At 71.5% G+C, this 16,922-nt stretch carries 16 protein-coding genes; 5 read left to right on the top strand and 11 right to left on the bottom strand.

All coding sequences use genetic code 11. The annotated features are described in order from the left end of the window. Positions 1 to 425 precede the first annotated feature (425 nt). From ATL45_RS08265 to ATL45_RS08250, 4 genes are all read right to left on the bottom strand, one after another. Entirely contained in the window at positions 426 to 839 is a 414-nt protein-coding gene (locus ATL45_RS08265) for a DUF4288 domain-containing protein (protein ID WP_093152852.1), read from the bottom strand. A 13-nt stretch (positions 840 to 852) separates the two neighbouring features. Continuing rightward, on the bottom strand, positions 853 to 2,361 hold the full coding sequence (locus ATL45_RS08260; RefSeq protein WP_093152855.1) for an ATP-dependent DNA ligase: 1,509 nt from the start codon (positions 2,359 to 2,361) through the stop codon (positions 853 to 855). A 122-nt stretch (positions 2,362 to 2,483) separates the two neighbouring features. Next, on the bottom strand, positions 2,484 to 3,878 hold the full coding sequence (locus tag ATL45_RS08255; protein ID WP_093152858.1) for a class II fumarate hydratase: 1,395 nt from the start codon (positions 3,876 to 3,878) through the stop codon (positions 2,484 to 2,486). Between the two features lie 176 nt (positions 3,879 to 4,054). Further along, entirely contained in the window at positions 4,055 to 4,813 is a 759-nt protein-coding gene (locus ATL45_RS08250) for a S1 family peptidase (RefSeq protein WP_093152860.1), read from the bottom strand. A gap of 188 nt (positions 4,814 to 5,001) precedes the next feature. Here ATL45_RS08250 and ATL45_RS08245 point away from each other — a divergent pair, with 188 nt between their 5' ends. Continuing rightward, complete coding sequence (locus ATL45_RS08245) at positions 5,002 to 5,985, top strand: NAD(P)/FAD-dependent oxidoreductase (protein WP_093152863.1); 984 nt, start codon at positions 5,002 to 5,004, stop codon at positions 5,983 to 5,985. Here the strand turns inward: ATL45_RS08245 and ATL45_RS08240 are convergent. Next, positions 5,936 to 8,965, bottom strand: a complete 3,030-nt coding sequence (locus ATL45_RS08240) for an AfsR/SARP family transcriptional regulator (protein WP_093152865.1) — start codon at positions 8,963 to 8,965, stop codon at positions 5,936 to 5,938. The genes ATL45_RS08245 and ATL45_RS08240 overlap by 50 nt on opposite strands. 86 nt (positions 8,966 to 9,051) lie before the next feature. Between ATL45_RS08240 and ATL45_RS08235 the strand changes: the two genes are divergently transcribed. After that, entirely contained in the window at positions 9,052 to 9,792 is a 741-nt protein-coding gene (locus ATL45_RS08235) for an SDR family NAD(P)-dependent oxidoreductase (RefSeq protein WP_093153458.1), read from the top strand. A gap of 1 nt (position 9,793) precedes the next feature. Continuing rightward, a complete protein-coding gene (locus ATL45_RS08230) occupies positions 9,794 to 10,228 on the top strand; it encodes a nitroreductase family deazaflavin-dependent oxidoreductase (protein ID WP_093152868.1) in 435 nt (144 codons plus the stop codon). A 59-nt stretch (positions 10,229 to 10,287) separates the two neighbouring features. On the opposite strand, the gene ATL45_RS08225 is transcribed toward ATL45_RS08230, so the two are convergent. Together ATL45_RS08225 and glpX are read right to left on the bottom strand one after the other, a co-directional pair. Next, positions 10,288 to 11,034, bottom strand: coding sequence for a S1 family peptidase (locus tag ATL45_RS08225; RefSeq protein WP_093152871.1), 747 nt, complete (start codon positions 11,032 to 11,034; stop codon positions 10,288 to 10,290). A 333-nt stretch (positions 11,035 to 11,367) separates the two neighbouring features. Next, complete coding sequence (gene glpX / locus ATL45_RS08220) at positions 11,368 to 12,405, bottom strand: class II fructose-bisphosphatase (protein WP_093152873.1); 1,038 nt, start codon at positions 12,403 to 12,405, stop codon at positions 11,368 to 11,370. Between the two features lie 180 nt (positions 12,406 to 12,585). On the opposite strand from glpX, the gene ATL45_RS08215 reads away from it, so the two are divergent. Then, the gene (locus ATL45_RS08215; RefSeq protein ID WP_093152876.1) at positions 12,586 to 13,170 is read left to right on the top strand and encodes a DUF4245 domain-containing protein; all 585 of its coding nucleotides are present in this window, start codon (positions 12,586 to 12,588) and stop codon (positions 13,168 to 13,170) included. A gap of 187 nt (positions 13,171 to 13,357) precedes the next feature. On the opposite strand, the gene ATL45_RS08210 is transcribed toward ATL45_RS08215, so the two are convergent. From ATL45_RS08210 to ATL45_RS08195, 4 genes are read right to left on the bottom strand one after another with little or no spacing between them, the layout of a single operon-like run. Further along, positions 13,358 to 13,573, bottom strand: a complete 216-nt coding sequence (locus ATL45_RS08210) for an exodeoxyribonuclease VII small subunit (RefSeq protein WP_211841425.1) — start codon at positions 13,571 to 13,573, stop codon at positions 13,358 to 13,360. A 35-nt stretch (positions 13,574 to 13,608) separates the two neighbouring features. Then, positions 13,609 to 14,016, bottom strand: a complete 408-nt coding sequence (locus ATL45_RS08205) for a hypothetical protein (RefSeq protein WP_093152882.1) — start codon at positions 14,014 to 14,016, stop codon at positions 13,609 to 13,611. Between the two features lie 14 nt (positions 14,017 to 14,030). Beyond that, positions 14,031 to 15,257 carry an exodeoxyribonuclease VII large subunit gene (gene xseA / locus ATL45_RS08200; RefSeq protein WP_093153461.1) on the bottom strand — a complete coding sequence of 409 codons (1,227 nt, stop codon included), beginning with the start codon at positions 15,255 to 15,257 and terminating at the stop codon, positions 14,031 to 14,033. Between the two features lie 52 nt (positions 15,258 to 15,309). Next, on the bottom strand, positions 15,310 to 15,753 hold the full coding sequence (locus ATL45_RS08195) for a lipid droplet-associated protein (protein ID WP_093152885.1): 444 nt from the start codon (positions 15,751 to 15,753) through the stop codon (positions 15,310 to 15,312). 118 nt (positions 15,754 to 15,871) lie between these two features. Here ATL45_RS08195 and ATL45_RS08190 point away from each other — a divergent pair, with 118 nt between their 5' ends. Next, positions 15,872 to 16,891, top strand: coding sequence for a 4-hydroxy-3-methylbut-2-enyl diphosphate reductase (locus tag ATL45_RS08190; RefSeq protein WP_093152888.1), 1,020 nt, complete (start codon positions 15,872 to 15,874; stop codon positions 16,889 to 16,891). Positions 16,892 to 16,922 lie beyond the last annotated feature (31 nt).

Genomic DNA, 16,922 nt, shown 5'->3' with positions numbered 1-16,922 from the left:
CTGGTCTCTGCGTTTTGTGGCGCGGAGTGGTGACCTCTGCGATTTCAATTGAAATCGCTATACGCCTCAGGCGACCACCCGCCGCTTTGAACCCCACTCGACCCGCTTCCTGCCGCACCGCATCGCGTCACGTTCGGCCGGTATCACCGCCGATCCTTCGGTGGTGATACCGGGGAGGCCTTGTTCTCGGCGGTGGGGTGGGGGTTGGGTTTGGGTTCAAAGCGGTGGGTGGTCGCCTTGGTGGTGTAGCGATTTCAACCGAAATCGGATTTGTCGCGTTTTCGACGGAGCGTGCGGTGGCGAGAATCCGATTTCAATTGAAATCGCGGAGGTTCGCCACCGTTCGATCGGTAGGCAGCGTGCCGACGTGCGTTGACGTGCGCCGGGTGTGCCCGCCGGAGGCGGGGTCTCGGCCGCTGCGTTTTTCAGGCTTCTTCTTCTGTCAGGGGTTCGAAGGAGCTGTAGGCCTGGTAATTGCGGAAGAAGCGGCTGTAGATCTCCGTGCCGTCGTCGAAGGTCGCGTCCTCCAGCGGTTTCACCTCGACGACCTGCTTCAGCTTCCAGGTGATCAGTTCGTGGTTCTCGTTCTGGTAGCTGGTCTGCTGCTGCTTTCCGTGGTAGGCGGCCTTCTCCGCGGCTTCTTCTTCGGATTCCGCTTTCAGCAGCACGAACGATTCCTCGTACAGCGGCTCGTGGTCGGCGGCGTCCGCGGTGGCCTCCATCAGCAGGACCGCGACGTAGTAGTCCAGCTCGACGGCGCGCTCGTCGGCGCGGAGCTCGCGCGGGTCGATGGGGCCGATGTTGATCGAGCCGATCGAGTCGAAGTCGTTGCTGCTCATGTCTCCCAGGATCTCACCCGCCGGGCAGCAGGGCGCGCACCGCCTCGATGCTGTCGGCCGAGGCCGCGTCCTTGTCCGGCCGGTAGCGCAGCACGCGGGCGAAGCGCAGCGCGACGCCGCCGGGGTAGCGGGGACTGGTCTGCACGCCGTCGAGTTCGATCTCCACCACGAGGTCGGGCGCGATGTGCACGGTCCAGTCGTCGCGGTGGGTCTCGCGGCGCTGGAACTCCTCGGTCTGCCAGGCCAGCAGCTCGTCGGTCAGGCCCTTGAAGGTCTTGCCGACCATGATCGGCGGGCCGCCGTCCGGGTCGCGCGCGCCGAGGTGCAGGTTGGACAGGTAGCCGCGGCGGCGGCCGTGGCCCCATTCGGCGGCGAGCACGACGAGGTCGAGCGTGTGCTCGGGTTTGACCTTCCGCCACGCGCGGCCGCGCCGGCCCGCGGCGTAGCCGGAGTCCAGGTCCTTCACCACGACTCCTTCGTGCCCGGCGGCCAGCGCTTCGTCGAACAGCGCCGCCGCGCGTTCGGAGGTCGGGGAGAGAGCTGAAGGAATCCGGTGCTGCGGCGCGACTTTCGCCAGCGCGTCGAGCCGGTCGCGCAGCGGCAGGTCCAGCAGATCGGTGCCGTCGAGGTGCAGGCAGTCGAAGAAGTACGGGTGCAGCAGCAGCTCTCGCGAGCTCTGCGCGCCGAACCGGCTCATCGTCTCCTGGAACGGTCGTGGCCGGCCGCCGTCGTCGAGCGCCAGCGTTTCGCCGTCGAGCACCACCGACCGGCAGTCCAGGCCGCGCACCAGGTCGACGAGTTCCGGGACGCTGCCGGTGATCTCGCGCAGCGTGCGGGTGTAGACGTGCACCTCGTCGCCGTCGCGGTGCACCTGGATGCGCGCACCGTCCAGTTTGTACTCGACCGTCACCTCTCCGGTCAGCGCCGACTCCAGGTCGTCGGCGGGTGAGGCGAGCATCGGGCGCACCGGTCGTCCGATCTCCAGGCCGAATTCGGCCAGCGCGGGTTCTCCGCCGCGCAACGCCGCTTCGGCGGTGGCGGGCAGCCGGCCGGAGAGCATGAACGCGCGCCTGACGGCGTCGGTCGCTACTTCAGCGGCCGCTGCGATGGCCTCGACCATCACGCCTTCCAGCGCGCCTTGGCGCAGCTCGCCGCCGAGCAGCCGCACCAGGAATTGCTGTTCGTCGGCGGTGGCCTGGCCGAGCAGGGCGGTCAACTCCGACGTCCGCCGCTGCGCAGAACCCGAGCCGCTGATCTCCCGGAGCGCGTTGATCGCGGTGTCGACGGCGCCGATGGTCAGCGTCGGCACCGGTGCGGGTGCCGCGGCCAGCGAGGTCAGCGTGGACCAGCCGACCCCGGCCCGGCCGCCTGGCAGTTCCCCGGCCAGCAGGGCGGTCGCCGGGCGGACCTCCTCGGGTTCCAGCCGTCCCAGCAGGTCGGCGATGGCCGTGGTCTTCGCCTTGCGCGAGCGCGTTGCCGCGACCTCGCGCGAAGTCGCGACCACCTCAGCGAGCAGCACCATGCGCTCATGGTGCGCGGCAACCCCGACAACCCGCAGCGGAACCGATCGGGTCCCGAATCCGGCGGTGAAGCGGCGCCTCTCCCGAGGCGCCGCTTCGCGCGTGAGTGCTTCCCCGCTGGCTCCTACTCGCCGGTGGCCATGCGCAGCACGTCGAGAGCTTCGTCCAGCTGCTCCTCGGTGAGCTTGCCGGAATCGACGTGGCCGCGCTCCAGGACCACCTCGCGGATCGTCTTGCGCTCCTTGAGGGCCTGCTTGGCGACCGCTGCGGCCTCCTCGTAGCCGATGTAGCGGTTCAGCGGCGTGACGATCGACGGCGAGCCCTCGGCGTAGGCCCGCGCCTGCTCGACGTTGACCTCGACGCCGGCGAAGACCTTGTCGGCCAGCAGGCGCGACACCGCGGCCAGCAGCCGCGCCGATTCGAGCACGTTGCGGGCGATCACCGGCAGCATCACGTTGAGCTGGAAGTTGCCCTGCGAACCGGCGAAGGCCACCGCCGCGTCGTTGCCGATCACCTGCGCGACCACCTGCAGGGTCGCCTCCGGGATCACCGGGTTGACCTTGCCCGGCATGATCGACGAGCCCGGCTGCAGGTCCGGCAGCGCCAGCTCGGCCAGGCCGGTGCGCGGGCCGGAGCCCAGCCAGCGCAGGTCGTTGGCGATCTTGGTCAGGCTCACCGCGACGGTGCGCAGGTGACCGGAGGTCTCCACCACCGAGTCCTGCGCCGCCTGGGCCTCGAAGTGGTCGCGCGCCTCGGTCAGCGGCAGGCCGGTGACCTCGGCCAGCTCCGCGGACACCGCCGCGCCGAAGCCCTCCGGCGCGTTGAGCCCGGAGCCGACGGCGGTGCCGCCGATCGGCAGCTCGCCCAGCCGCGGCAGGCCGCTGCGCAGCCGCTCGACGCCGTAGCGCACCTGCGACGCCCAAGCCCCGGCCTCCTGGGCGAGGGTGATCGGGACCGCGTCCATGAGGTGCGTGCGACCGGACTTGACCACCTCGGTCCACTCGGCGGCGCGGCCCTCGATGGTGCTCGCCAGGTGCTCCAGCGCCGGGACGACGTCGGTGAGCACCGCCTCGGTGGCGGCGACGTGGATGGTCGTCGGGAAGGTGTCGTTGGACGACTGCGAGGCGTTGACGTGGTCGTTCGGGTGCACGTCGCGGCCCAGCTTGCGGGACGCGAGCGTCGCGATGACCTCGTTGGCGTTCATGTTCGACGACGTGCCGGAGCCGGTCTGGAACACGTCGATGGGGAAGTGCTCGTCGTGCGCGCCCTCGGCGACCTCGTCGGCCGCGGCGGCGATCGCCTCGGCGACCTCGGCGTCGAGCACCCCGAGCCGGCCGTTGACGCGGGCGGCGGCGGCCTTGAGCAGGCCGAGCGCGCGGATCTGGGCGCGCTCCAGGCCCCGCCCGGAGATCGGGAAGTTCTCCACGGCTCGCTGCGTCTGCGCGCGGTACAGGGCGGCGGCGGGCACCCGCACCTCGCCCATCGTGTCGTGCTCGATCCGGTAGTCCTGTTCAGCCATGACAGAAGTGTCCCGCCGAAATGACCACCCGGTCAGCGTGGGCCGCCCCACTCCGCGCCGCGGGTGCGGCCGGAAGCAGCGCAAACGCTCCGCCTGGACCGATGAAGGTGCCGCATCTCGCACGAGAAGCACGAAGGGCGCCTGCCGGGTGGCAGGCGCCCTTCGCGAGAACCGGATCAGCCGATCGTGTCGTTGATCCAGGTCTTGTAGGCCGTCGCGTCCGTGTAGATGGACGGCGCGGTGCCGCAGACCGGGATCAGGCTGCCCAGCCGGCTGGTGACGCCGGTGAGCTTCCAGTCGCCGGGCTGGCCCTCCAGCTGCGGGCCGCCGGAGTCGCCGAAGCACGCGTTGGCGAGCAGCTCCGAGCTGCCGGTGCAGATCTCGGTGTCGGCGTCGACGGCGCTCAGCGAGCACTGGCTGTCCGAGACCACCTGGGTCTCCAGCTCCTGCAGCTGCACCGGCGGCTGGCCGCAGCCGCGGATCGGGCAGGTCACGCCCCAGCCGATGATGCGCGAGGGAGTGCCCTCCGGACCGGAGGCGTCGGCGATCTCGATCGGCGTCGCCGAGACCGGCTGGTCCAGCTTCAGCAGCGCGATGTCGCCGTTGGGGCCGTTGGTCGCGTAGTCCGGGTGGACCACGATCTCGGACACGCCCGCCTCGGTGCCGCCGGTGGTGTGGTCCTGGCTGCCGATGCGCAGGCCGAGGTCCGCCGGTGCGACGTCCTGCACGCAGTGGGCGGCGGTCAGCACCCACTGCTCGTCGATCAGCGACGCTCCGCAGCTGTGGTTGCCGCCCCGCTGCAGCGAGGCCATCCAGTCGTACTGCTCGGTCGCGTCGTGGCCCCCGACGATCAGCGCGCCCGGGTCGTCGTCCGCGGTCGCGGCCGGCGCGAGACCTGCGCCCAGCGCGATCGCGGCGATGCCAGCGAGCAGCATGGATCTCTTCTTCACGAATTCTCCTCCCCGACGAGATCCCCTTCCGGTGAACGTATGGGCGGTGCCGCGGGGCGGGTACCGCCGAGTGCCGCAGCACCTTCGGCGGACTGGCCCAGCTGCGCGGACATCGCGGCCGGATCCGGCTAGCCTGGGAGCGTCCACGCACGATCGATGGCGAGGTGGGTGGGATGGCGGCGGTTGCGCACGAGGTCGATCTGCTGGTCGTCGGCGCGGGCCCGACGGGGCTGTTCGCCGCCTACTACGCGGGTTTTCGCGGGATGTCGGTGGCGCTGGTGGACGCGCTGCCCGAGCCGGGCGGCCAGGTGACGGCGATGTACCCGGAGAAGATGATCTTCGACGTGGCCGGGTTCCCCGCGGTGCGCGGCCGGGATCTGGTTGCCGCGCTGGTGGAACAGGCCGATCAGTACGCACCGCGCTACCTGCTCGGCAGGCACGCGGTCGAACTGTCCGATGTGGATGGGCAGCTGCTGGTCGGGCTCGGCGGCGGCGAGGCGGTGCGCGCGGGTGCGGTGCTGATCACCGCGGGCATCGGCGAGTTCAGCCCGCGACCGCTGCCCGCCGGCGGCGACTGGCTCGGCCGCGGCGTCGTGCACTTCATCCCCGAGCTGGCCGTGCACAGTGGACGCGACGTGGTGGTGGTCGGCGGCGGTGACTCCGCGTTCGACTGGGCGCTGGCGCTGCACCCGGTGGCGCGCAGCGTCGCGCTGGTGCACCGCCGGGCGCGGTTCCGCGCGCACCCGGGCCTGGTCGACAAGGTCGAGGACCTCGGCGTCCCGCTGATCACACCGGCCGAGGTGGTGGAGATCCGCGGTGACGAGAACGGAGTGCACGAGGTCGAGATCGAGGTCGGCGGAGCCGAGCGCCGCGTGCTCCCCGCGCAGACCGTGGTCGCGGCGCTGGGCTTCACCGCCGACCTGGGCCCGATCGAGGGCTGGGGACTGGAGCTGGAGAAGCGCGCGATCCTGGTGGACACGACGATGCGCACGAACCGCCCGCGGGTCTACGCGGCGGGCGACGTCGCGGCCTACCCGGGCAAGGTCAAGCTGATCGCGACGGGCTTCGGCGAAGCGGCGACGGCGGTGAACAACATCGCGGTGGAGCTCAACCCGGACGCCCACCTCTTCCCGGGCCACTCCTCGAACCTGCCCTGATCCGACCACTGCTCAGTGCACTGTTGAGCAGTTCTTCGATGCGGTCGACGTCTCCGCGTTCGGCTGTGGGCAGCGGGGCTCCGGTGGATTCGCGGAGCAGGGCCGCTGACGCGAGGAGGCCTCTTGCCCGGCCCGGTTGACCGGCGAGGAGGCGGGCTCCGGCCAGGCCTTCCAGGGCCAGGGCGACCGCGCGCGGGTCTCCGGTGCGACGAGCTGCTGCGAGGCCTTGGGCGTGGAGGTCGACGGCGGCCGGGGCGTCGCCGCGCTGTTCGGCCGCGAAGCCCAGTTCGGCGAGGATCAGGGCCGCACCGTTGTCCGCTTCGAAGCGCTGGTTCCAGGCCAGCCACGGGCGCAGCAGGTTCTCGGCTTCGGCGAATCTGCCGGTGCGGCGGGCGGAGAGCGCGAGGCCCACTTCGGCGAACTCCTGGCCTGCCGCGTCGCCGTGCTCGATGGCCAGCGCACGGGCTCGGTCGTGGAGCTCGTCGGCGGCGGTGTGGTCGCCTTGGAGCAGGGCGATGCGGCCCAGCTCGGAGCAGCTCATGGACACGTCCGGCCACAGCGCGAGTTCTTCGGCCAGTTCGGCGGCTTCGCGGTGCCAGGTCGTCGCGGCGGCGTAGTCGCCTGCGAACTCGGCGAGCTTGCCGAGCACGGTCCCGGCCTGGCCGCGGCCCCAGCGGTCGCCGACCTCCTCGAACAGCGCGCGGCTGCGTTCGGCGTCCGCCGCTGATCCGGTGAGGTCGCCGCGGACGTGGCGCTGCACCGCGCGGACGCTGAGCGCCGCTGCGATTCCCCAGCCGTCGCTGAGTTCTTCCGAGGCCGCCAGCGCTTCGCCCGTCAGTTCCTCGGCGACCGGTAGATCGCCGAACCTGGTCGCGGCGTAGCCGAGGAACCAGCCCGCCAGCGCGCGCTCTCGCGGATCGGCGATCGCGGCGTGCAGGCGCAGCGGGGCGCGGTTGTCCACGGGTTCGCCGGTGAGGAGCCGGAATCCGGTGTGCCAGGCGGCGAGCACCGGGTCCGCGCTCTCCGTCGCCCGCCGGGCCTCGATGAGCCGCCCGCGCAGGAACCAGTACCAGACCAGCGCGCGGGCCAGGCGGACGTCGCCGAGCGCGCGGCGCAGGTTGCCGGTCTCGATGTCCAGGCGGCCCAGCCACTTCTGCTGTTCGGGCCCGCACAGGTGGGTTGCTGCTTCCTCCGCCAGCTCGGTGAAGTAGGCGGCGTGCGCCTGGCGGAGCCGATCGCGCTCTTCAGGCCCCAGCTGTCGTTCGCAGTACGCGGACACCGACTCCAGCAGGCTGTAGCGCGGGCCGTCTGCGGTGTGCGAGGCGACGACCAGCGAGCGGTCGACCAGCCGGGTCAGCAGGTCGAGAACCTGCGGGCGCTGCACGCCATCGCCTGCGCACAGTGTTTCCGCTGCGGCGAGGGTGCAGCCGTCGGCGAAGGCCGCGAGCCTGCGCAGGACCGTTCGCTCGGCCTCCGTCAGCAGCTCCCAGCTCCAGTCGAGCACCGCGCCCAGCGTTCGCTGGCGCGGTGGCGCGTCGCGCGGGCCGCCGGTGAGCACGGCGAACCGGTCGTTCAGCCGTTCCGACAGCTCTGCTGTGCCGAGCACGCGCACCCGGGCCGCCGCCAGCTCGATGGCGAGCGGGATTCCGTCCACGCGGCGGCAGATCGTGGCGACCGCCTCCGCGTTGTCGGCGGACACCGCGAAACCGGGCGAGGCCGCGGCAGCTCTCGCGGCGAAGAGCTGCACCGCTCCGGCGCGGAGCACGTCCGCGGGCGGTGCGCCGGGCGGTGGGACGTCGAGCGTCGGCACCTCCCACAGGTGCTCGCCGGAGACGCCGAGCGGCTCCCGGCTCGTCGCGAGCACGTGCGCGCCGGTCGCCAGCAGCCTGTGCACGAGCGCGGCGACGGGCTCGACGATGTGCTCGCAGTTGTCCAGCACGAGGAGCCGCCCGCGCAGCACCTCGGCGAGCCGATCGACGGGTGAGCGCGGCCGGGAACCGTCGCGGATGCCGAGCGCGGTCGCCGCGACATCGGCCAATCCGTCCACTGTGGTCTCGCGGGGGAGTGCGGCGAGCTCTACCAGGCAGGCCTCGTCGGCTCCGCGCGCGACCTCGACGGCGAGCCTGGTCTTGCCCACCCCGCCCGGTCCGATCAGCGTGACCAGGCGATGTGCGCCGAGCAGCGCGCGAACACCGGCCACGGCGCGTTCCCGGCCCACGAGCTCGGTCGGCGGCACCGGCAGCGACGGGATGCGCCGCCGCACGGGTTCAGCGGTCAGCAGCTCCTCGTGCAGCGCAGCGAGGTCGGCGCTCGGATCGAGGCCGAGCTCGTCGCGGAGCAGGCGGCGCATCGCGTCGTAGCCTTCGAGCGCTTCAGCCGTCCGGCCCGCACGGTGCAACGCGCGCAGGTGCGCGGCGCGGAGACGTTCGCGCAGCGGGTGCTGTTCGACGAGCGCGTGGAGCTCACCGGCCAGAGACGTGTGATCGCCCAGCTGGAGCCGGGCTTCCGCGTAGTCCTCCCAAGCCGCGAGGCGCTGCTCTTCCAATGCGGCGGCTGCGGCGCTGGCGAAGGGCTCGTCGGAGAAACCCGCGAAGGCGTCGCCGCGCCAGAGACCGAGGGCTTCGGCAAGCACCTCGGCCTTCCCGGTGGCACCGGACGTGCGCTGTGCAAGCGCGGTGAGCTCGGCGAACCTGGTGCTGTCGACGGACGGTGCCGTCAGCACGTAGCCCGGCGGGCGGCGGACGACGAGCTCGGCGCCGATCGCGCGGCGCAGGCGCGAGACGAGGGTCTGCAGGGCGCCGGACGGGTTCGCCGGGAGCGCCTCGCCCCACAGCTCGTCCACCAGGCGGTCCGCGGACACGACACGTCCGGGCGCGACGAGCAGCGACGCCAGCAGCGCGCGAACCCGCGCCTCGGGTACCGCGACGGGAGTGCCGTCCGGCGTCCACACCGCGAGCGGACCGAGCACCCCGAAACGCATGTGATCACGATAGCCGCAAGAAAACCGACAGCCGGTCGAAAGCCCCGCCGCGCACTGTTGCCTCAACAGCGACGAACGGAGTGGACGTGAATAAGGCTGTTGTCACCGGCGGTACCCACGGCATGGGCCTGGCGATCGTGCGGGAGCTGCTCGCACGCGGCGCCGAGGTGGTGCTGACCGGGCGGAACGAGCGGAACATCGAGGAAGCGCGCACCGCGCTGAAGGGAGAAGCCGCGCACGTCGTGCGCTCCGACGCGGGCAGCATGGCCGACATCGCCGCCCTCGGCGACTTCGTCGGCGAGAAGCTCGGCAGCGTCGACCACCTCTTCATCAACCACGGCATGGCGCGGTTCACCGAGCTCGCCGACGTGACGGAGCAGGAGTGGGACCGGCACTTCGCGGTCAACACCAAGGGCTCGTTCTTCACCGTGCAGCGCCTCGCGCCGCTGCTCAACGAGGGCGGCTCGGTCGTGTTCACCACGGTCGCCAACGACGTCGTCTTCCCCGGCCTGAGCGCGTACTCGGCGTCGAAGGAGGCGATGCGCGCCTTCGCTCATGTGCTCGCGGTGGAGCTGCTGCCGAGGAAGATCCGGGTGAACAGCGTGGCGCCGGGCTACATCAAGACGCCGACGATGGGCGTGGCCGACCTGAGCGAGGAGCAGCGGCGGGAGTTCGAGCGGCAGGGCGACGAATCCACCCCGCTGCGCCGCATCGGCACCGTCGAGGAGGTCGCGAAGGCGGCGCTCTTCCTGGCCGAGGACGCGACGTTCAGCACGAACGTCGAGCTGGCGGTCGACGGCGGCTTCGCGCAGGGCCTGGGGCACTGACGTGGCCGAGGTGCTGGACAGCCCGGACCCGTCGGTCGCCGAGCACGTGCGCCGCTACCTCGCGACGGACGGCGAGAGCGGCCACCTCGAAGGCGGCGCGACCAACCTGGTGCTCACCTACCGCGGGCGGAAGTCCGGGAAGCGGTACCGGACCGGGCTCTTCTACGGCGTCGACGGCGACCGGTACGTGCTGGTGGCATCGGGTGCGGGCATCACGCACACCCATCCGCAGTGGTACCGGAACGTGGTGGCGGATCCCGAGGTCGAGGTCCAGATCAAGGGTGAGCGCTTCACCGCGCGGGCCCGCACCGCGGAAGGCGCGGAGCGCGAGCGGCTGTGGGAGCTGATGGTCGAGCTCGCGCCCGTGTACCGGACGTACTACGAGCCGCGCACCCGCCGGGAGATCCCGGTGGTGGTGCTGGAACGCACTGCGTGAGATGACGAACGCGCAACCGGTGTGGGGCCCGGTTGCGCGTTCGCCGTCAGCGGAGTCGGTCAGCCGCCGGTGTTCTGGTTGACCCAGTCCGCGTAGGCGACCACGTCGGCGTAGATCGACGGGCCGGTGGCGCAGGTCGAGTCGCCGTTGCCGGAACGGCTGGTGGCGCCGATCAGCTCCCAGTTGCCCGGGGAGCCCTTGATCTGCGGGCCGCCCGAGTCGCCGTAGCAGGCACCGGAGTTGCCGTTCGGGTTGTCGGTGCAGATCTCGTTGCGACCGTCGATGCCCAGGCAGCTGGAGTCGTTGACGATCTGGGTGTCCAGCTCCTGCAGGTACTGCGGAGCGGGGCCGCAACCGGGCCGGGCGCAGGTCTGGCCCCAGCCGATGATCCGGGTGGCGGTGCCCGCGTCACCGGAGGTGGACGCGATCTTGATCGGGGTGGCCTGCAGCTGGCGGTCCAGCTTCAGCACCGCGATGTCACCGGAGGGGTGCGTCCGCACGGCGCTGACGTTGGCCTGCTCGCCGCCGCTGGCGTGGGTGTTGCTGCCGACCCGCACCGAGAACTGGCCGCCGCCCTGCACGCAGTGCGCCGCGGTCACCACCCAGTCGGGCTTGATCAGCGAACCGCCGCAGCCGTGCCTGCCCTGCTGCTGCAGCGACACCATGAACGAGTACTCCTCGGTGGCGTCGTGGCCGCCGACGATGTACGGCTTGACATCGTCGGGCTGGGCGACTGCAGGCATGCCCAGAGCGCCGACTGCGCCGACGGCTGCGAGTGCCGCGATGAGAACCGAACGCATGCGCATTTCCGTCGAATCCTCCCGAGTTGCCGGCACCGCTGGCCGGATGGGCACAGACAGTAGGGGGATTCGCTCGGACGACGTACCCACTAAGGGATGAGGCCGGAAGATGAAGAAGCGGCGACCCGCTGCGAAACAGCAGGTCACCGCTTCGAATCCGGTATTACCTCAGACGGCCGGGGATATTTCCCAGTTTCCCGGAAGGGGAACCATCGGAGTCTGTCGGCGAAGCCGTCCGCGCCTTGGTCGGTCATACATCAGGAGGGGCACCCGCAGTCCAGGGAAGCACTCAGGTTCCGCTGGGCGACCACCCAAGCCACGCGACCACTAACCGTCTTCTCAAGGGAGCAGGCCGTGGCGAGCGGAGTCGTCCACGTAGTCCACGTCGGCGTATTCGCGCAGCTTCGCCAACCGGTGCTGGCCCTCGATGACCCGCACGGTGCCCGACTTCGACCGCATCACGATCGACTGCGTGGTGCACCGGTTCGCGCGGTAGTGCACGCCCTTGAGCAGCGCGCCGTCGGTGATGCCGGTGGCGCAGAAGAACATGTTGTCCCCGCGCACCAGGTCCGAGGTGGTCAGCACCTGGTTCACGTCGTGGCCGGCCTCGCGCAGCTTCGCGCGCTCGATGTCGTCGCGCGGCCACAGGCGGGTCTGGATCTCACCGTCGAGGCACTTCAGCGCGCACGCCGAGATGATGCCCTCCGGTGTGCCGCCGATGCCCAGCAGCATGTCCACGCCGCTGCCCGGCCGGGCCGCCGCGATCGCGCCCGCCACGTCGCCGTCGGAGATGAACTGGATCCGCGCGCCCGCCTCGCGGACCTCCTTGACGATCTGCTCGTGGCGCGGCCGGTCCAGGATGCACACCGTCACGTCCGAGACGTCGATCTGCTTGGCCTTGGCCACCCGGCGCACGTTCTCCGCGATCGGCGCGCTGATGTCGATGTGGCCCGCGGCCTCCGGGCCGACGGCCATCTTCTCCATGTAGAACACCGCGGACGGGTCGAACATGGTGCCCCGCTCGGAGACCGCGAGCACCGCCAGCGCGTTCGGCATGCCCTTGCTCAGCAGCGTGGTCCCGTCGATCGGGTCGACGGCCACGTCGCACTCCGGGCCCTCGCCGTTGCCGACTTCCTCGCCGTTGTAGAGCATCGGGGCTTCGTCCTTCTCGCCCTCGCCGATGACCACGACGCCCCGCATCGACACGGTGCCGATGAGCTTGCGCATCGCGTCCACCGCCGCGCCGTCGCCTGCGTTCTTGTCGCCGCGGCCGACCCAGCGACCGGCGGCCATCGCGGCGGCCTCGGTCACGCGGACGAGTTCCATGGCGAGGTTGCGGTCCGGTGCTTCGCGGTGTCGTTCGGTGCTGGAGCTCATCGCGCCTCCCGGGTGGTGAGCATTCTTCGGGTTCGACTGCCCGAGTTCGGCGGGACGCGGCCCGCGCTCAGGCTCGTTGGCTCCGATCTTCGCAGATCGGGGGCCTGGCCGGAGGCCTCGCGTGGGCCAGCCCACTCCGGTCGCGCCTGCCCGACCGGCCAGGACGCCGCTGGTGAGAGCATGGGGGTCGTGGCCGAACCCAGCAACCAGCAACCGGCGCCGTCGCGTCCGCCCCGGACCGTCTCGGCGATGGTGTTCGCGATCCTCCCGCTGGTCCTGATCGCCTTCGGGGTGGCGGGACTGCTGGGGCAGTGCTCGTTCAACCCCGGCGGCCCCTCGGTGCAGGTGCCGACGGTGGACGTGCGGGCCGAGCTGGACCGCGCGTCCGGCCGCGTCGACTTCCCGCTCGCCGACCCGGAACTCCCCGCGAACTGGCGGGCCAACTCGGTGAACGTGCTGACGCTGCGCTCGCACGCGGAGGTCGTGCGCATCGGCCTGCTGACCGGCGACGGCAGCTACCTGCGCTTCTCCCAGTCGACGGCGGCCGAGGAGGAGCTGGTCACCGCCGACACCCGCCAGCCGCCGCAGGCGCTGGGCACCGTCGACGCGGGCGGCAGGCAGTGGGTGCGCTACCAGAGCGTGGAGGGCGAGGAGGCCTGGGCGAGCGAGCGCGACGGCGTCCGCCTGCTGATCGCGGGCAACGCGGCGGAGCCGGAGTTCCGCACCCTCGCCGAAGCAGTCCTCAAGGCCCCGGCCAAGCCCTGACGATCGGCCCGACGCCCGCTCCCGGCGGTGGGTGCCGACGCAATTTCAATGGAAATCGGACGTCAAATTTCCATTGAAATTGCGAGAGTCGTCGGTGTGTCGCGGGACGACACGCCGGAGGGCCGCAAGTTCCATTGAAATCAGATGTCCGATTTCCATTGAAATCGGGGACGTCCGGAGCGGTGGGTCACTCCTGCTCGACGGCGGCCAGGGCGCGTTCGACCCGCTCGCGGGCTCCGGCGAGGTGGCGCTCGCACACCGCCGCCAGCGCCTCGCCCTTCTCCCAGAGGGCCAGCGAGTCCTCCAGGGACAGGCCGCCGGCCTCCAGCTGCTTGACCACCTCGGCCAGCTGGTCGCGGGCCTGCTCGTAGCCGAGCTCGGCGACCTCCGGGTGCTCTGCCACCGGGTCGAAGTGCTCGTCCTGCTGCTCGTTCGCGGTCACGGGGTAGGACTCTCCACGTCGTTCTGCACGGACACCACCGCGGTGGCGATCGCCTGGTCGTAGCCGACGAACGCCTCGGCGAACTCGGCGCCGTCGCCTTCGCGCACCGCGTCGTTGATGCGCAACTGCGCTTCCGCGACCCTACGTCGGTGCGCCGACGCCGCCCACCACCCGGCCCCCACGTAACCGGAGGTCGCCTCGACCAGCGCGCGCAGCCGCGACGGCAGCTCCCGGCGCTCGGCGGACTGGCAGCCGCCCAGCAGCGCGGCCCAGCACCCGGCCGCGGTGGCGTCCGCCGCCTCGGCCCGGCGCTGCACCTCACCGGCCCGCCGGGAACCGGTCGCCGCCGACCGGGCGACGCCGACGGTCAGCGGGAGGAACGAGGGATCCAGCTCGGGATGCACGGTCTCCGTCCTGTTCAGCCTGCTCGATCCGGCACGACCGCCTGGATCGCACCGTCAACGACCCGCACCCGCAACCGAGTTCCGGGCGGGGCGTCGTCGACCGAGCGGAGCACGCCGTCCGCACCGTCCTCGATGCGCTGCACGATCGCGTATCCACGGGCCAGCGTGGCCGCCGGGCCGAGGGTCGTCAAGCGAGATCGGGTCGCCGACAGCGCGTGCCGCTCGGTGTTCAGCGCGGTGGTCATCGCCCGGCGGGCCCGGTCGCGCAGCACGCCGACCTGCTCAGCCCGCTGCGCCAGCGGCCCGTGCGGATCGGCCAGCACCGGGCGGCTGCGGAGCGCGTCGAGCAGCCGGCGCTCCCGGTCGACCCAGCCGTGCAGCGCGCGGCGGGCGCGGTCGCGCAGCTGGTGGATGCGCTGGGTCTCCTCGGCCACGTCCGGCACCACCCGCTTGCCCGCGCCGGTCGGCGTCGAGCAGCGCACGTCGGCCACGTGGTCCACCAGCGGCGAGTCCGGTTCGTGCCCGATCGCGCTGACCACCGGCGTGCGGCAGGCCGACACCGCGCGGCACAGCGCCTCGTCGGAGAACGGCAGCAGGTCCTCGACGCTGCCGCCGCCGCGGGCCAGCACGATCACGTCGACCTCGGGCATCGCGTCGAGCTCCTGCAGCGCCTCCAGGATCTGCGGCACCGCGCTCGAGCCCTGCACGGCGACGTTGCGGATCTCGAACTGCACGGCCGGCCAGCGCAGCTGCGCGTTGGTCAGCACGTCGTGCTCGGCGGCGGACGCGCGACCGGTGACCAGCCCGACCCGGTTCGGCAGGAACGGCAGCGGCCGCTTGCGGGCCGGGTCGAACAGGCCCTCGGCCTTGAGCAGCTGGCGCAGCCGCTCGATGCGGGCCAGCAGCTCGCCGATGCCGACGGCGCGGATCTCGTCGACCCGCAGGCTCAGCGTGCCGCGGCCGACGAAGAACGTCGGCTTGCCGTGCACCACGACCCGGCTGCCGTCGGTCAGCGGCGGGTCCATCTTGCGGAGCATGGCCGAGGAGCAGGTCAGCGTCAGCGAGACGTCGGCGGACGGGTCGCGCAGCTGCAGGAACGCGGTGGCGGCGCCGGGGCGCAGCGAGATCTGGGTGATCTGGCCCTCGACCCAGATCGAGCCGAGGCGGTTGATCCACTCGGCGATCTTGCGCGCGACGGTCCGTACCGGCCACGGCTCCTCGGGGCTCGTCGGGGAAGTCAGCTGCACTCCTTCAGGTGCGTCCGGTTCGCGAACCGGTGTGGTGGGTGGCCTCTCAGCGGTCGCGGAGCCGTTCGAGGCGGTTCTGCAGCATGCGGAGGAACTCCGGGCGCTGTTCGTGCTGCTGCTCGTGGGCGAGCAGTTCGGCCAGCTCCTCCTCGGTGAACGAGCGGAGCCTGCCGCGCAGCTGCGGCAGCGTCAGCTCCGCGTACTCGGCGACCACGGTGCTGGCCGGCGGCGCCTCGGGTTCGTCCGGCTCGTCCTCGTCGAAGGTCGCCCAGGCGGGCTGCTCCTCCGGGGTGCTCAGCACGGAGAGCGCCTCGTCGCCCTTGATCGCCAGCTCGGTGATCTGCTGCTGGACCCGCATCGACGCCTGCAGGGCCTGGCTGGCCACGGTGACGGGCAGCCCGAGCAGCGTGGTCGGCAGGCGGCGGGCCTGTTCGACGGCGGTGGCCGCCAGTCCCGCGGCGACCCGGACCGGCAGCGGAAACGATGACATGCGCCCAGCCTGCCGCACTTCACCGCGGGAAGCCATCACCTCGCCGCAGTACTGTGATCCGCGCCGCCGCCCGGGCGCGAGGCTGAGCGTCGGCGACCATGTCCGTACCCTTGACGGCATGACGACCTCGCCCGAGGCCACTGACCTCGTTGACCAGGACGGCGGGCGGACCAAGCGAGTCCTGCTGGCCAAGCCGCGTGGGTACTGCGCAGGTGTCGACCGCGCGGTGGTCACCGTCGAGAAAGCCCTCGAGACCTACGGTGCACCGATCTACGTCCGCAAGGAGATCGTGCACAACCGCCACGTCGTGGACACGCTGTCCGAGCGCGGCGTGATCTTCGTGGACGAGACCGACGAGGTGCCCGAGGGCGCGCTCGTGGTGTTCTCCGCGCACGGCGTGTCCCCAGCGGTCCACGAGGAGGCCGCCAAGCGCAACCTGCGGACCATCGACGCGACCTGCCCGCTGGTCACCAAGGTGCACAAGGAGGTCCACCGGTTCGCCCGCGAGGACTACGACATCCTGCTGATCGGCCACGAGGGCCACGAGGAGGTCGAGGGCACCGCCGGTGAGGCGCCCGACCGCGTGCAGCTGGTCGACACCGCCGAAGACGTCGACAAGGTGCAGGTGCGCGACCCGAACAAGGTGGTGTGGCTGTCGCAGACCACGCTCAGCGTGGACGAGACGATGGAGCGGGTGGACCAGCTCAAGGACCGGTTCCCCGATCTGCAGGCGCCGCCGAGCGACGACATCTGCTACGCCACCTCCAACCGCCAGCACGCGGTGAAGGTGATGGCCCCGGAGTGCGACCTGGTGATCGTGGTCGGCTCGCAGAACTCCTCGAACTCAAAGCGCCTGGTGGAGGTCGCTCTGCAGGCCGGGGCGTCGGACTCGCACCTGGTGGACTTCGCCTCGCAGATCGACGAGGCGTGGCTGGAAGGCGTCACCACGGTCGGCGTGACCAGCGGTGCCTCGGTGCCGGACGTGCTGGTCATGCAGGTCCTGGACCACCTGGCCGAGCGCGGCTGGAACCAGGTGGACGAGGTCACCACGGCCAACGAGAAGGTCACCTTCGCGCTGCCGAGGGAGCTCCGCAAGGACCTCGACGACAACCCGAACAAGCCGAAGGGCGTCCGCTGACCGACCCGGATCCGGGGACGAGGTCGACGTG

Source organism: Saccharopolyspora antimicrobica (assembly GCF_003635025.1).
GTDB classification, from domain to species: domain Bacteria; phylum Actinomycetota; class Actinomycetes; order Mycobacteriales; family Pseudonocardiaceae; genus Saccharopolyspora; species Saccharopolyspora antimicrobica.
The sequence above is the reverse complement of the archived record's forward strand: the minus strand, read 5'-3'. Positions and strand labels throughout refer to the sequence as shown.